Source organism: Kitasatospora sp. NPDC054795 (genome assembly GCF_053611565.1).
Genome location: NZ_JBSHAP010000037.1, coordinates 18860 through 33795, shown reverse-complemented (window position 1 = coordinate 33795; position 14936 = coordinate 18860). Strand labels below are relative to the sequence as shown.

Below are 14936 nucleotides of genomic sequence, written 5' to 3'. Positions count from 1 at the left end.
GGCCCGTGCGGCTCCCTCCGCTACCGCGCATTCCACCGCTGAGGGGCAGCGTGGCAGGCCACGCAGGAAGTCGGACGGGCCGACTTCCTGCACTGGGGGTCACGGGGTGGGGGTGAGGGGGCGGCCTTCGGGGGTGAGGGCGATGGCCCAGAGGCCGTGGGTGGCGGGATGGAGGGGGGTGGGGGCCCGGCGGGCGAGCTGGTGGTCGAGGTAGGTGACGGTGTCCTGGTGGTTGACGGCGTTCCAGGCGTGCGGGCGGCCGTAGGCGTCGAGGGTGAGGAGTAGCGCCTGGGAGCCGTGGCCGGCGCGGCGGAGGCCCTCGGCGAGGCGGTCGAAGGCCCGGCCGCCGTCGCCCAGGTCCCGGAAGGGGGCGCCGAGTTCGCGTTCGGCGCGGTCCCGGCCGCCGCGTTCGCCGGCGTCGCCGTCGGTGGGGATGCGCGGGGCCGCGCAGGTCGGACGGCCGGTGTAGCACTCGACCGCCGAGAGGGCGATCTCCAGGCTGTTGTTGGCCCGGCCCGGTTCGCGGTAGCCGCCGTCGTTGACGGCCTCCGCCCAGCCGCCGGCCGCCGGGTCGGGGTGACGGACGGGCAGGCCGTCCCCGTCCCGGGGCGCGCGGCGTTCGAGTTCGGCCTGGTGCTGCGGGTCGACCGGCGCGAGCCCGCCCGGCAGGCCGTACGGACGGCTGTCGGCGATGCTGCGCAGCCGGACCGCCGGGTCGTCCGGCCGGGCTCCGCGCCGTGCGCGCAGGGCGAGTTGGAGGGCCATCGCGTGGGCGGTCGCGACCGGGACCGCGCCCCAGGCGAGGGTCTGGTCGGCGAGTCCCGCCGCGTTCTCCCGCCTCCGGGCCTCCACCGGGTGGGTTTCGGGCCGGCCGACCACCGGGGTGGTCCCGACGATCGGTGGTGCGGCCGGGGCCGGCGGCGCGGCGTGGACGGGCGGCGGTCCGACGACCGGGTGCGGTGCCGCACCGGCCGGGGTCCGGGCCACCGGCGCGCCGGGCTGCGGCCCGCCGACGGCCGGCCCACCGCCCGCCCCGACACCACTGCCGAACGGCGCCGCCACGTTCACGGGCCCGCCGGCTGCGCCCGCCAGCGGCCCGGGACCGACGGTGCCGACGGGCCCGGCCGGTCCGGCCGGCTGGTACCCGCCGTACACCGGAGTCCCGAACTGCCCGGGCACTGCGACCGGCCGGACCGGCGGCGGAGCGTCCGGCGCCGGCCCGTACGCCGGGCCGGACGTGGGGCCGGACGCGGGGCCACCGGCGGACGGCGCGGTGACGGGCGCGGTCGGCGCACTCACCGAGTCCGTCCGTACGGTCACCGGCCCACCTCCGCCACCACCACCCGCACCACCCGCACCACCCGCACCGCCACCGCCATGCGCGGAGGCCGCGGGCGCCTGGAGCGGGTAGTCCCCGTCCACCCGGACCGCCGGCCCGCCGCCCTGCCGGACCGGCGCGACCGCGGACGGCACCGACGGCACCGGTGGCGACCAGTCACCGCCCCCGCTCCCCGTCGCCCGGTGCTGCCCCGGCGGGCCCCCGGCAGCGGCGTACCCGCCCCCGGCCCCGCCCGCCGACGCCCCCGCCGACGCCCCGGCCGTCACGTTCGCCGCGACCACCGCGTCCGGCCCACCGACGACCGCCCCCGGATCCGCCACCGCGACCGCGGCCACCGTCACCACGCCCGGCGTCCTCGGGTCCGCCGGCCCGCCGGGCGTCCCACCCGCGCCCAGCCCCCCGGCGCCCGGCCCCTCCGGCCTACCCGGCCCGTCCGCCCCCGGCGTCAGCCCGGCGACCGGCACCCCGCGGACCGCCTTGCCGTTCTCGTCGGTGAGCACCGGCTGCCCGTGCTCGTCGAGCCGGACTGCGAGGTCCGCCACCCCGACCACCGGCTTGCCGTCCGGCCCGGGGACGACCAGCAGCCCGGTGGCGTCGGCCAACGGTGTGCCGTCGGCGCGGAGGATGACCGGCTGCCCGTCCTGGCCGAGGACGGGCGTGCCGTGCTCGTCCACCTTGACCGTCAGCCCGGGCACGCCGACCAGCGGCTTGCCGTCCTTCCCGGCGAGCAGGACCAGTCCGGAGCCGTCCGCCCCGAGCACGCCCGGTTCGCCGAGGGCGGCGGGCAGCCCGGCGGCGAGCGGGTCGAACGCGCCGCCGCGGTACGAGGCGGCGGTGATCCCCGTCCCCTGCGCGGTGCCGAGCTTCAGCAGGGCGACGGCGGCCGGTTCCTTGAGCACGCCGGACAGGGCGTCCTTCATGGCGCGGCCGAGTTCGGCGAGCAGTCCGCCGATCTTCAGCCCGGCGGCCTCGACGGCGACGGCCGCCACGCCCGCCGCGACCTGCTCGGTGGCGGTGTTCCTCAGCTTGGACGCGAAGCCGCCGACGGCCTTCTCCAGTCCGCCGACCACCCCGCTCCGCGCCGGGTCGCCGCCTGCCGCCGCGGCGACCTCGGCAACCTCGGCGGCCGTCTGCTTGACCTTGGCCGCCTGCTCCTCGGCGTGCCGGAGGTCGGCGGCGAGCTGCTGCAGGGTCGCGACGATCTCGGCCTTGCAGGTGTCCACGGCGCGCGCGGCGGTGTCGAAGGCCCCGGCGACCAGCCCGACCGCGCTGTGCGCGTCGTCCAGGTGGCCCTTGCCGCCGGCGCTGAAGCTCTGCCAGTACGTGCCGAAGGCCTCGACCGCGTGGCCGGAGTTGTCGGCGGTGACCCGCCGGACGGACTCGCCGCAGCGGCGGGTGAGCCGATCGGCCTCCTTGCCGAACTCGCGCCAGACCCCGGCGGCCCTGCGCAGGCCCTCCTCGTCGGCCTGCGGCCACTGCTGGCCGGTCCGGGCCAGCACCGGGACCAGTTCCTCGGGCAGTTTCCGGGACACGCGCTTCCCCCTTCGAGCCGGGTCCGTCAGACCGACATGTCCTTGGGGACGGCGGGAGCCGCCCCCGGGGTTGCCCCCGGCGCCGTGGAGTACACCGCGGGCACCACCGGCGAGGCCCCCGGCACCCCTGAAACCGCCGCCGCACCCGGCACCGCCGCACCTGCCGCCCCCGGCACGGCCGTCGCCCCGAACCCGCTCGCCGCCGAGCTGTCCGCGTCGGCCGTCCGCGCGGCCATGGTGTGCAGCCCGGCCCCGACCCCGGTCACCCTCCCGGCCAACCCGCGCAGCCCGCCGACGAGTTCACCGCGCGCCTGCCCGTACACGGCGGCGAAGCCGCTGCCCGGCCGGTCCGTCCCCCAGGGCGCGCCGAGCGCGGCGAGGCCCTGCTCCAGGGCGGTGACGGCTTTCGCCAGCTCGCCGCCGAGCTTCTCGAACTCCCGCCCCTCGCCGTGCAGTTCCCACGGCTTGAGGACGAACTCCCCGCCCGCGCGGCCGGACGCCCCGGTGCTGCCGCCTGCCATCCCCGTACCTCCCCGTCACGGGCCGGTGGCGGCCCGGTAGCGGCCCGTGGCGGACCGGCCGCCATCGTAGGCCCGCCTCCGGACCCGCCCGCAGGGCCCGCCGGAGCTCTTCACCGCGCCTTCACGCCGTTCGGTCCCGCCGCTCCGGCCCCGCTCCGGCCCCGCTCCGGGCCCCCGTCACCGGTCCCGCCGCCGCGATCCCGCCGCCGAAAGCTCTACCCTTGCCGGGTGGCACCAGCAGAAACGTCCAAGAAGAAGTCCAAGGCGAAGCCCGAGGCCGCCCCCGCCCCCGTCGATCTCGCGATGCCGACCCTGCGGCGCGAGATCCCGCGCGACGAGGTCCCGCTCGACTTCCCCCGCGCCTGGGTCGAGTTCGCCGACCCCGCCGACGAGGAGCAGGTCTTCCGCTGCGACCTCACCTGGCTGACCTCCCGCTGGTCCTGCGTCTTCGGCCAGGGCTGCCACGGCATCCGCGAGGGCCGCGGCGAGTCGGACGGCTGCTGCACGCTCGGCGCGCACTACTCGGACGAGGACGACGAGAAGCGCGTCCTGGGGCACGCGGCCCGGCTGACCCCCGAGCTGTGGGAGAACTTCGCCGAGGGCACCGACGCCGAGGGCAGGATCACGTCCGACGGCGGCATCACCATGCTGGACGAGGACGGCGACCGCCAGACCCGCCGGGTCGACGGCGCCTGCATCTTCGTGAACAGCCCGGACTTCGCGGGCGGGGCCGGCTGCGCGCTGCACGCGCTCGCGCTCAAGGAGGGCCGCGAGCCGCTGGAGACCAAGCCGGACGTCTGCTGGCAGCTGCCGGTCCGCCGCACCTACGACTGGATCGACCGCCCCGACGACAGCCGCTACCTCCAGGTCACGATCGGCGAGTACGACCGCCGCGGCTGGGGCCCGGGCGGCCACGACCTGCACTGGTGGTGCACCGGTGCCCCGGCGGCGCACCAGGGCGCGGAGGCGGTGTACGTCAGCTACCGCCCGGAGCTCACCGAGCTGATGGGACGGAAGGGGTACGAGGTGCTGGCCCGGCTGTGCGAGGAGCGGATCGCCACCAAGGGCGACCGCAGGGTGGCCCCGCACCCGGCGGACCCGGTCAGGAAGTCCAAGAAGGACCGACCGGCGAAGGACTGACCGGCCCCACCGGTCGGCACCGGCCCACTCCCCGGCACCGGCCCACTCTCCGGCACCGCCCCGCCCACCGGCACCGCCTACTTGTCGATGTCGCCGACCACGAAGAACATTGACCCCAGGATCGCCACCATGTCCGCGACCAGCGTCCCCGGCAGCAGTTCGGTCAGCACCTGGACGTTGTTGAAGGACGCCGAGCGCAGCTTGAGCCGCCACGGCGTCTTGTCGCCGCGCGAGACCAGGTAGTAGCCGTTGATCCCGAGCGGGTTCTCGGTCCACGCGTAGGTGCTGCCCTCGGGCGCCTTGAGCACCTTGGGCAGCCGCTGGTTGACCGGGCCGGGCGGCAGCGTGGCGAGCTTGTCGAGGCAGGCGTCGGCGAGGTCCAGCGAGTTGAGGGTCTGCTCCAGCAGGCACTCGAAGCGGGCCAGGCAGTCGCCCTCCTCGCGGGTGACCACGGTGAGCACCTGTCGCAGTTCCTCGGAGCCGTACGCGAGGTACGGCTCGTCGCGGCGCAGGTCGAGGTCGAGGCCGCTGGCCCGGGCGATCGGGCCGCTGACGCCGTACGCCTCGGCCTGTGCCCGGGTGAGGATGCCGACGCCGGCGGTGCGGGCGCGGAAGATCTCGTTGCCGAGGACGAGGTCCTCGAAGACCGGCAGCTGCGAGCGCACGGTGGCGACGGCGGTGCGGACCCGGCCGAGCCAGCCGGCCGGCAGGTCCTCCTTGAGGCCGCCGACCCGGTTGAACATGTAGTGCATCCGGCCGCCGGAGGCCTCCTCCAGCACGTGCTGGAGGTCCTCGCGGCCGTTGAAGGCGTGGAAGACCGGGGTGATCCCGCCGAGTTCCAGCGGGTACGAGCCGAGGAACATCAGGTGGTTGAGCACCCGGTTGAGCTCGGCGAGCAGGGTGCGGATCCACACCGCCCGCTCGGGGACCTCCATGCCGAGCATCCGCTCGACGGCCATGACGACGCCGAGCTCGTTGGAGAAGGCGGAGAGCCAGTCGTGCCGGTTGGCCAGCATGATGATCTGCCGGTAGTCCCGGGCCTCGAACAGCTTCTCGGCGCCCCGGTGCATGTAGCCGATCACCGGCTCGGCGCTCACGATGCGCTCGCCGTCGAGCAGCATCCGAAGCCGCAGCACGCCGTGGGTGGCCGGGTGCTGCGGGCCGATGTTGAGCACCATGTCGGTGGTGCCCGCCGCGCCGGTGAAGTTCTCGGCTCCCGCCCCGATGCCGACCGTGGTCTCCCTCATGCCCCCAGAGTCTGCCATCCCGGCAGGGGCGCCAGGCTCTCAGGTTCCGACATCCGGACGGCCTGTACCAGCCACCCGAACCCGCCCAGCCCGCCCGGGTCGGTCAGTTCGGCCCCCTCCCCCGCCCCGCTCAGCGCCCGCAGGTAGCCGGCCGGGTCGCTGGTGGCCAGCGTGAGCGCCGGGCGCCCGCCGCTCACGCCGAGCGCGCGCAGGGCCTCCCGCTGGGTTGTCCACAGGCTGTGGAGAGCGGGCGCGGCGACGGCGTCCAGCGCGACGTGCGCGGTGACGTCGCAGGAGCCGTCCGGCACCGGGGCCACCTCCCGGCCGTCGCGGAAGCCGGCGTACGTGCCGAACGGCGGCCGCCGCCCGGCGGTGTGCCCGTAGTCGACGGCGACGGCCAGGCCGCGCTCCAGCCCGGCCACGGCCCGGGCCCAGGCGGCGTCCCGGGGGCCGCCGAACTCCACCACCTCGCCGGGCTCCGCGACCGGCCACCAGCGGGCGGCCCAGGCCGCGTCGGCCTCCGACACCGGCTCGCCGAGCCGCTGCTCCCCGGTCGCGGTGTCCACCTCGACGTAGCGCAGCACCCCGTCCTCGTCGACCTCGCCGGCGTCCAGCGGGACGTTGTCCAGCCACTCGTTGGCGAACAGCAGCCCGGCCACTCCGCGCGGCGGCTCGTCCGTCCACAGGGCTGTGGACGGCAGTCCGGCCGGGCGGTCGGCGATCTCCACGCCGTACGGGCGCAGCCGCGCCAGCACCTTCGCGGGCAGCTCGGCCAGGACTCCGGTGAGCAGTTCGCCCCGCCCGGCCCCCAGGTCGACCAGGGCCAGCTCCTCCGGACGACCGAGGGCCGCGTCAACCTCCAGCAGCAGCCGGGCCACCGCACGGGCGAACCTCGGCGAGGCGTGCACGGAGGTGCGGAAGTGCCCGGCGGGACCCTCCGGCCTGCGGTAGAAGCCCCGCCCGGGGTCGTACAGGGCCTGTTCCATGGCGGGCGCCCACCGCATCCAAGTCATGGGGTGGGACGCTACCCGGCGCCGGACCGCCCCTCCCCATCGGATCAGGTGCTTCTCCGACCTACGGAGTAGGACGGATCGCCCTACCGGCGGACCTGGGCACGCCGGGCGACTGCCTACGCTGGACACGTGCATCGACTCAACGCCTGGCTCCGCCGTCACCCCATGGTGGTCGACGCCGCCTGGGCGTCGATGGTGCTGTTCTTCGGCCTGCTGCCGAACGACGCCTCCCTCGACGAGGGCTGGCGCTTCGACGCCTCGATCCTGGTCGCGGTGCTGCTGCCGCTGCTGATGGTCTTCCGGCGGCGCTACCCCGACCTCACGGTGGCCGCCGCCGCGGGCATCGGTGTCGGCCAGGTGGTCGCGAACGTGTCGCCGGGCGGCTCCTCGATCGCCTACCTGGTCTTCGCCTACACCGGCGCCGCCTTCGGCCAGAAGTGGACCTCCCGGCTGGCCCTGGTGGCCGGCCTGGCCGCCGGGCCGCTGGTGTTCTGGCAGATGAAGCCGGTGAAGACGGTCTTCGACCGGGCGGGCGACGCGCACACCCGCCCGTACACCTTCGGCGAGGCGGCGCTGATCACGCTGCTGATGAGCACGCCGTTCATCCTCTGCTGGGCCTGGGGCCGGCTGACCAGGGTGCGCCGCGCCTACCTGACCGAGCTGGAGGACCGCGCCGCCCGGCTGGAGCGCGAGCGGGACGCCCAGTCCAAGGTGGCGGTCGCCGCCGAGCGGGCCCGGATCGCCCGCGAACTGCACGACGTGGTCGCGCACAACGTCTCGGTGATGATCGTCCAGGCCGACGGCGCAGCGTACGTCCTGGACAACTCCCCGCAGCAGGCGAAGGAGGCGCTCGGCACGATCGCCTCCACCGGCCGCCAGGCGCTGGTCGAGATGCGCCGCCTGCTGGGCGTGCTGCGCACGTCCGACACCAAGGCCGAGGAGTACGTGCCGCAGCCGGGCGTCGAGGAGCTGCCGGAGCTGCTGGAGCAGGTCCGCACGGCCGGACTCGACGTGGACTACGCCACCTCCGGGCAGCCGCGCGAGCTGCCGCGCGGCGTCGAGCTGACCGTCTACCGGATCGTCCAGGAGGCGCTCACCAACGTCCGCAAGCACGGCGGCCCCGATGTCCACGCCCGGGTCGCGGTCGACTTCGGCGAGCGCGAGCTGGCCGTCCTGGTGGAGGACGACGGGCGTGGCAGCACCGACGAGCAGCTGGTCGCCGGCGGCGTGGACGGTCTCGGCCACGGCCTGATCGGCATGCGCGAGCGCGTCGGCATGGTCAGCGGCAGCCTCGACGTGGGCCCCCGCCCCGGCGGCGGCTTCCGGATCCGCGCCGTCCTGCCGCTCAGGACGGTCCACTAGCCCCGCCCCCAGCCCCGCCCCCAGCCCCCCGTCCAGTCCTCACCCCCGTCCGCCGTCCATCCCCCCAAGGAGTCCCACCTTGACCATCCGCGTGATGCTCGTCGACGACCAGGAACTGCTGCGCACCGGCTTCCGGATGATCCTCCAGTCGCAGGGCGACATCGAGATCGCCGCCGAGGCGGGCGACGGCGCGCAGGCCCTGGAGCAGCTGCGGCGCACCGAGGTGGACGTGATCCTTATGGACGTCCGCATGCCGCGGCTGGACGGCGTGCAGGCGACCCGCCGGATCTGCCTGGCCGAGGACGGCAGCCCGCTGCCGAACGCCCCGCACGTGCTCATCCTCACCACTTTCGACCTGGACGAGTACGCCTTCGCCGCGCTCAAGGCCGGCGCCAGCGGCTTCCTGCTCAAGGACGTCCCGCCGACCGAGCTGGTGGCCGCGATCCGCGCGGTGCACGGCGGGGACGCGGTGGTCGCCCCGACCACCACCCGCCGGATGATCGACCGCTTCGCCGAGGTGCTGCCCACTCCGCAGAGCGCGCCCGGCTCTGACGTCCTCGGCCCGCTGACCGAGCGCGAGCGGGAGGTGTTCCTGCTGGTCGCCCAGGGGCTGTCGAACGGCGAGATCGCGGCCCGGCTGGTGCTCTCCGAGGCGACCGTGAAGACCCATGTCGGCCGGATCCTGGCCAAGCTGGGCCTGCGCGACCGGGTCCAGGCCGTGGTGCTGGCGTACGAGGCCGGGCTGATCCGGGCCGGGGCCACCGACTGAGCCGCCGGGCGTATCCGCTCCGGCGTTCGGGCGCGCCCGTAGACTGGGGCGGTACGTCCGGTACCCGTCGAGTGGACTGGAACGGTCATTCAGGACAAGGCAGGACAAGGGTGGACGTGAATCCGTCCGGCTTCGCCGACTCCGGCGAGTTCGCCCCGCTCGCCGACGGTCTCGGCGACCAGGTCTTCGGTGCTCCCGGCGACCCCGGCAACCGCCCGGCCCGGCTGGCCGTCGGCGTGGTCGGCACCGGCCGGGTCGGGCCCGCGCTGGGCGCGGCGCTGCAGCTCGCCGGGCACACCGTGGTCGCCGCCTCCGGGGTGTCCGCCACCTCCCGCCGCCGCGCCGAGGCGCTGCTGCCGGGCGTGCGGATCGTCACCCCGCCACAGGTGCTGGCCGCCGCCGACCTGGTGCTGCTGACCGTGCCGGACGACGCGCTGGCCGACCTGGTGACCGGGCTGGCCGCCACTGGCGCGGTCCGCCCCGGACAGCTGCTCGTGCACACCTCCGGCGCGCACGGCGTCGCCGTCCTGGAACCCGCCACCCGGGCCGGGGCGCTGCCGCTGGCCCTGCACCCGGCGATGACCTTCAGCGGCACCTCGGTGGACCTGGCCCGGCTGGCCGGCTGCCCGTTCGGCGTGACCGCCCCCGAGGAGCTGCGGCCGGTCGCCGAGGCGCTGGTGGTGGAGATGGGCGGCGAGCCCGAGTGGGTGCCCGAGGAGGTCCGCCCGCTCTACCACACCGCCCTCGCCCACGGTGCGAACCACCTGGTCACCCTGGTCGCGCAGGCGATGGACCTGCTGCGCACGGCCGGTGTCGCCGAGCCCGGCCGGATGCTCGGCCCGCTGCTCGGCGCCGCCCTGGACAACAGCCTGCGCTCCGGCGACGCGGCCCTCACCGGCCCGGTCGCCCGGGGCGACTCGGGCACCGTGCGGCGCCACCTGGCGCAGCTCAGTACGGTGTCCCCGGACATCCCGGCGGCCTACCGTGCGATGGCCCGCGCCACCGCGCAGCGGGCGCTCGCCAACGGGACGATCGACGAAACGTCGGCGGCGGCGCTGCTGGACGTACTGAACGAGGAGAAGCGCTAGATGGCACGCGGTAAGCAGTCGAACAAGCCCCAGCGGACGCCCAAGGTCCACCGGGCCGTCGTGACCCGCACCGTGGACGAATTCGAGGCCGCGTTCTGGCCGGACGAGCAGCCGGTGGACAACGCCGTCGTGATGACCATGGGCGCGCTGCACGAGGGCCACGCCGCGCTGATCCGGGCCGCCCGCAAGCAGGTCGGCCGGGATGGCCGGGTCGCGGTGACGGTCTTCGTCAACCCGCTGCAGTTCGGCGCCGGCGAGGACCTGGAGCGCTACCCGCGCAGCCTCGACGAGGACGTGCGGCTGGCCGAGGAGAACGGCGCCGACGTGGTCTTCGCGCCGTCCGTCGAGGAGGTCTACCCGAACGGCGAGCCGCAGGTGCGCTTGGCGGCCGGCCCGATGGGCGAGCGCTACGAGGGCGCCACCCGGCCCGGCCACTTCGACGGCGTGCTGACCGTGGTCGCCAAGCTGCTGCACATCACCGACCCGGACTTCGCCCTCTTCGGCGAGAAGGACGCCCAGCAGCTGGCGATCATCCGGCGGATGGTCGCCGACCTGGACTTCGACGTGGAGATCGTCGGCGTGCCGACCGTCCGCGAGGAGGACGGCCTGGCGCGGTCCTCCCGCAACCGCTACCTCTCGGAGCAGGAGCGCGCGCAGGCGCTCGCCCTGTCCAAGGCCCTGTTCGCCGGCCGGGACGCCGCCGCACAGGGCCCGAAGGCCGTCCGCGAGGCCGCCTCGGCCGCCCTGGACGGCGCCGAGGGCATCACCCTGGACTACCTCGCCCTGATCGACCCGCACGACTTCTCGGAGGCGGCGGACGACTTCCAGGGCGAGGCGGTGCTGGCCGTCGCCGCGAAGGTGGGCGCGACCCGCCTGATCGACAACGTCCACATCGTCGTCCGCTGAGCCGCTGAACCGCTGAACCACCGGCACCACCCCCCTTCCGGCATGCACTCACAGGAGGCGTGACCCGCAATGCTCCGCACCATGCTCAAGTCCAAGATCCACCGGGCCACCGTGACCCAGGCCGACCTGCACTACGTGGGATCCGTCACGGTGGACGAGGACCTGCTCGACGCCGCCGACCTGCTCCCCGGCGAGCTGGTCCACATCGTCGACATCAACAACGGCGCCCGGCTGGAGACGTACACGATCGCCGGCCCGCGCGGCTCCGGCGTGATCGGCATCAACGGCGCCGCCGCCCGTCTGGTCCACCCGGGCGACCTGGTCATCCTCATCGCCTACGGGCAGATGGACACGGCCGAGGCCAAGGGCTACGAGCCGAAGGTCGTCTTCGTGGACGAGCGGAACCGGATCACCGGCCTGGGCGGGGACCCGGCCGAAGCCCAGGAGGGCACCGGACTGCTGCGCGGCGACGCGGCGTACGGTGGCGGCAACGGCGCGGCCGACGCCGCCTCGCGCTGAAGGAGCCACCCACCGATGTCCACGCACCGCCTCACCGCCCCGGCCCCCGGCTGGACCGCCACCACCGACGTGGTCGTGGTCGGTTCCGGGGTCGCCGGCCTCACCGTCGCGCTCAACGTCCGCAAGGCCGGCCTGCGGGCCATGGTGGTCACCAAGGCCGTGCTGGACGAGGGCTCCACCCGCTGGGCCCAGGGCGGCGTCGCGGCCGCCCTGGGCGAGGGGGACACCCCCGAACAGCACCTGGACGACACCCTGGTGGCCGGCGCCGGCGTCTGTGACGAGGAGGCCGTCCGCACCCTGGTCACCGAGGGCCCGGACGCCGTCCGCCGGCTGATCGCCACCGGCGCCCTGTTCGACCGGGGCCAGGACGGCGAGATCCTGCTGACCCGCGAGGGCGGCCACCACCGCCGCCGGATCGTCCACGCGGGCGGGGACGCGACCGGCGCCGAGATATCGCGCGCCCTGGTCGCCGCCGTCCGCACCGACCCGGACATCGAGCTGATCGAGCACGCGCTCGTCCTCGACCTGCTGACCGACGCGGCGGGCCACGCCGCCGGACTGACCCTGCACGTGATGGGCGAGGGCCAGCGCGACGGCGTCGGCGCCGTCCGGGCCCGCGCGGTGGTGCTCGCCACCGGCGGCATGGGCCAGGTCTTCTCCGCCACCACCAACCCGGCGGTCTCCACCGGCGACGGCGTGGCACTGGCCCTGCGGGCCGGCGCCGCCGTCACCGACCTGGAGTTCGTCCAGTTCCACCCCACCGTGCTCTGGCTCGGTCCGGAGGCCGAGGGCCAGCAACCGCTGGTCTCCGAGGCGGTCCGCGGCGAGGGCGCCCACCTGGTGGACGCGGACGGCGTCCGCTTCATGGTCGGACAGCACGAGCTGGCCGAGCTGGCCCCGCGCGACATCGTCGCCAAGGCGATCACCCGGCGCATGCAGGAGCAGGGCGCCCAGCACATGTTCCTGGACGGGCGGCACTTCGGCGCCGAGATGTGGGAGCAGCGCTTCCCGACCATCCTCGCCTTCTGCCGCGCCAACGGCATCGACCCGGTCACCGAGCCGATCCCGATCGCCCCGGCCGCGCACTTCGCCTCCGGCGGCGTCCGCACCGACCGGCACGGCCGCACCACCGTCCCCGGCCTGTACGCGTGCGGCGAGGTCGCCTGCACCGGCGTGCACGGCGCCAACCGGCTGGCGTCCAACTCGCTGCTGGAGGGTCTGGTCTTCGCCGAGCGGATCGCCGCCGATCTGGCCGGCCGCGACCGGTCCGGCGAGCTGCCCGAGCGCGTGGTGGACGTCGCCGCCGCGCGCACCGCGCAGCCCGTCCCGCTGCCCCCGTCCGAGGCGCGCGCCGAGATCCAGCGGCTGATGTCGCGCGGCGCGGGCATCCTGCGCTCCGCCGCGTCGATGGCCGACACCGCCGCCGGGCTCGCACTCCTCGCCGAACAGGCCTACGCCCACGTCGCCGAGGAGAAGCCGGCCGACCCCCGGGTGGAGACCTGGGAGGCCGCCAACCTGCTGCTGGTCGCCACCGCCCTGGTCGCGGCCGCCGCGCAGCGCGAGGAGACCCGCGGCTGCCACTGGCGCGAGGACTTCCCCGAGCGCGACGACGCCCACTGGCGGCGCCACCTGATCACCACCCTCGCCGCCACCGGCGGTCCCGTCAGCACCCCTGAGGAGCAGTAGAACCATGACCCACTCCCACGAGGAACTCCCCCTGGCCGACCAGGGCGGCTGCGGCGACGGCTGCGCCTGTGGCGACGGCGAGGGCTACGAGACCGGTCTCGACCCGCAGCTGGCCGAGCTCCTGGAGCAGGTCGGGCTGGACCCGGTCGAGGTCGAGGACATCGCCACCCTGGCGCTGGCCGAGGACCTGGCCGGCGGCGAGGACGTCACCTCGGTGGCGACCGTGCCCGCCGATGCCGTCGCCACCGCCGACTTCACCGCCCGCCAGGCCGGCGTGGTGGCCGGCCTGCGGGTCGCCGAGGCGGTCGTCTCGCTGGTCTGCGAGGAGGAGTTCGAGGTCGAGCGGCACGTCGAGGACGGCGACCGGGTCGAGGCCGGCCAGGTGCTGCTCTCGGTGCGCTCGCGCACCCGTGACCTGCTGACCGCCGAGCGCAGCGCGCTCAACCTGCTCTGCCACCTGTCGGGCATCGCCACCGCGACCCGCGCCTGGGCGGACGCCCTGGAGGGCACCGGCGCGGTGGTCCGGGACACGCGCAAGACCACTCCGGGCCTGCGCGCGCTGGAGAAGTTCGCGGTGCGCTGCGGCGGCGGCGCCAACCACCGGATGGCGCTCTCGGACGCCGCGCTGGTGAAGGACAACCACGTGGTCGCGGCCGGCGGCGTGGCCGAGGCCTTCCGGGCCGTCCGGGCCGCGTACCCGGAGCTGCCGGTCGAGGTCGAGGTGGACACCCTGGAGCAGATCACGCCGGTGCTGGAGGCCGGGGCCGACCTGATCCTGCTGGACAACTTCACCGTCGGGCAGCTGAAGGAGGCCGTCGCGCTGGTGGCCGGCCGGGCGAAGCTGGAAGCCTCCGGCGGACTGACCCTGGCCAGCGCGCGCGAGGTCGCCCAGACTGGTGTCGACTACCTGGCCGTGGGCGCGCTCACCCACTCCTCGCCGATCCTGGACATCGGCCTGGACCTGCGCGCCTGACCGTCCGGACCCGCGCAGCCCCGTCCCGACTCGCAGAAAGCGGCCCATGCTCCTCACCATCGACGTCGGCAACACCCAGACCACGCTCGGCCTGTTCGACGGCGAGGACGTGGTGGAACACTGGCGGATCTCCACCGATCCGCGCCGCACGGCGGATGAACTGGCGGTGCTGCTGCAGGGGTTGATGGGCAACCACACCGCGGTCAAGGAGGCCGCGGTGGAGGGCCTGGCGATCTGCTCGTCCGTCCCCACCGTGCTCCACGAGCTCCGCGAGGTGACCCGCCGCTACTACGGCGACGTCCCCGCGGTGATCGTGGAGCCCGGCGTGAAGACCGGGGTGCACGTCCTGATGGACAACCCCAAGGAGGTCGGCGCCGACCGGATCGTCAACGCGCTGGCCGCCAACCACCTGTACGGCGGCCCGTGCATCGTGGTCGACTTCGGCACCGCGACCACCTTCGACGCCGTCAACGCGCGCGGCGACTACGTCGGCGGCGCGATCGCCCCCGGCATCGAGATCTCGGTCGAGGCGCTCGGCGTCCGCGGCGCCCAGCTGCGCAAGATCGAGCTGGCCCGCCCGCGCAACGTGATCGGCAAGAACACCGTCGAGGGCATGCAGTCCGGAATCCTCTACGGTTTCGCCGGGCAGGTCGACGGCCTGGTCGAGCGGATGGCCCGGGAGCTCTCCAAGGACCCGGACGACGTCCAGGTGATCGCCACCGGCGGTCTCGCCTCCCTGGTCCTCGGCGAGGCCGCCACCATCGACGTGCACGAGCCCTGGCTGACCCTGATCGGCCTGCGCCTGGTGTACGAGCGCAACCGCCCCGCGAGCTGAGCGGCG

Annotated in this window: 13 protein-coding genes; 9 read left to right on the top strand and 4 right to left on the bottom strand. The window is 75.2% G+C overall.

Going from position 1 to position 14936, the window contains the following annotated elements; all coding sequences use genetic code 11:
* Positions 1-99: 99 nt before the first annotated feature.
* Both ACWGJO_RS15795 and ACWGJO_RS15790 read right to left on the bottom strand, forming a co-directional pair.
* Positions 100-2871 carry a toxin glutamine deamidase domain-containing protein gene (locus ACWGJO_RS15795; RefSeq protein WP_452184161.1) on the bottom strand — a complete coding sequence of 924 codons (2772 nt, stop codon included), beginning with the start codon at positions 2869-2871 and terminating at the stop codon, positions 100-102.
* 26 nt (positions 2872-2897) lie between these two features.
* On the bottom strand, positions 2898-3392 hold the full coding sequence (locus ACWGJO_RS15790; RefSeq protein WP_452184160.1) for a hypothetical protein: 495 nt from the start codon (positions 3390-3392) through the stop codon (positions 2898-2900).
* 228 nt (positions 3393-3620) lie between these two features.
* Here ACWGJO_RS15790 and ACWGJO_RS15785 point away from each other — a divergent pair, with 228 nt between their 5' ends.
* Positions 3621-4532, top strand: a complete 912-nt coding sequence (locus ACWGJO_RS15785; protein WP_387686033.1) for a hypothetical protein — start codon at positions 3621-3623, stop codon at positions 4530-4532.
* A gap of 77 nt (positions 4533-4609) precedes the next feature.
* On the opposite strand, the gene ACWGJO_RS15780 is transcribed toward ACWGJO_RS15785, so the two are convergent.
* Both ACWGJO_RS15780 and ACWGJO_RS15775 read right to left on the bottom strand, forming a co-directional pair.
* Positions 4610-5779, bottom strand: a complete 1170-nt coding sequence (locus ACWGJO_RS15780) for an NADH-quinone oxidoreductase subunit D (protein ID WP_380357499.1) — start codon at positions 5777-5779, stop codon at positions 4610-4612.
* Positions 5776-6792 carry an SAM-dependent methyltransferase gene (locus ACWGJO_RS15775; RefSeq protein ID WP_452184157.1) on the bottom strand — a complete coding sequence of 339 codons (1017 nt, stop codon included), beginning with the start codon at positions 6790-6792 and terminating at the stop codon, positions 5776-5778. The genes ACWGJO_RS15780 and ACWGJO_RS15775 overlap by 4 nt, the downstream gene beginning before the upstream one ends.
* Before the next feature lie 129 nt (positions 6793-6921).
* Between ACWGJO_RS15775 and ACWGJO_RS15770 the strand changes: the two genes are divergently transcribed.
* The 8 genes from ACWGJO_RS15770 to ACWGJO_RS15735 all read left to right on the top strand — a co-directional run bounded on the left by ACWGJO_RS15770 (position 6922) and on the right by ACWGJO_RS15735 (position 14930).
* Positions 6922-8154, top strand: coding sequence for a sensor histidine kinase (locus ACWGJO_RS15770; protein WP_452184155.1), 1233 nt, complete (start codon positions 6922-6924; stop codon positions 8152-8154).
* A gap of 79 nt (positions 8155-8233) precedes the next feature.
* A complete protein-coding gene (locus tag ACWGJO_RS15765; protein ID WP_359910511.1) occupies positions 8234-8923 on the top strand; it encodes a response regulator transcription factor in 690 nt (229 codons plus the stop codon).
* A gap of 110 nt (positions 8924-9033) precedes the next feature.
* Positions 9034-10011 (top strand): Rossmann-like and DUF2520 domain-containing protein, encoded by a 978-nt coding sequence (locus ACWGJO_RS15760; RefSeq protein WP_359910508.1) that lies wholly within the window; start codon positions 9034-9036, stop codon positions 10009-10011.
* Positions 10012-10917, top strand: a complete 906-nt coding sequence (gene panC / locus ACWGJO_RS15755; protein ID WP_452184153.1) for a pantoate--beta-alanine ligase — start codon at positions 10012-10014, stop codon at positions 10915-10917.
* A gap of 69 nt (positions 10918-10986) precedes the next feature.
* A complete protein-coding gene (panD, locus tag ACWGJO_RS15750; RefSeq protein WP_359910502.1) occupies positions 10987-11436 on the top strand; it encodes an aspartate 1-decarboxylase in 450 nt (149 codons plus the stop codon).
* Between the two features lie 15 nt (positions 11437-11451).
* Positions 11452-13122 (top strand): L-aspartate oxidase, encoded by a 1671-nt coding sequence (locus tag ACWGJO_RS15745; RefSeq protein ID WP_452184151.1) that lies wholly within the window; start codon positions 11452-11454, stop codon positions 13120-13122.
* 4 nt (positions 13123-13126) lie between these two features.
* On the top strand, positions 13127-14095 hold the full coding sequence (gene nadC / locus ACWGJO_RS15740) for a carboxylating nicotinate-nucleotide diphosphorylase (RefSeq protein WP_452184150.1): 969 nt from the start codon (positions 13127-13129) through the stop codon (positions 14093-14095).
* Positions 14096-14141: 46 nt separating this feature from the next.
* Complete coding sequence (locus tag ACWGJO_RS15735) at positions 14142-14930, top strand: type III pantothenate kinase (RefSeq protein WP_452184148.1); 789 nt, start codon at positions 14142-14144, stop codon at positions 14928-14930.
* The last annotated feature ends 6 nt before the right edge of the window (positions 14931-14936 follow it).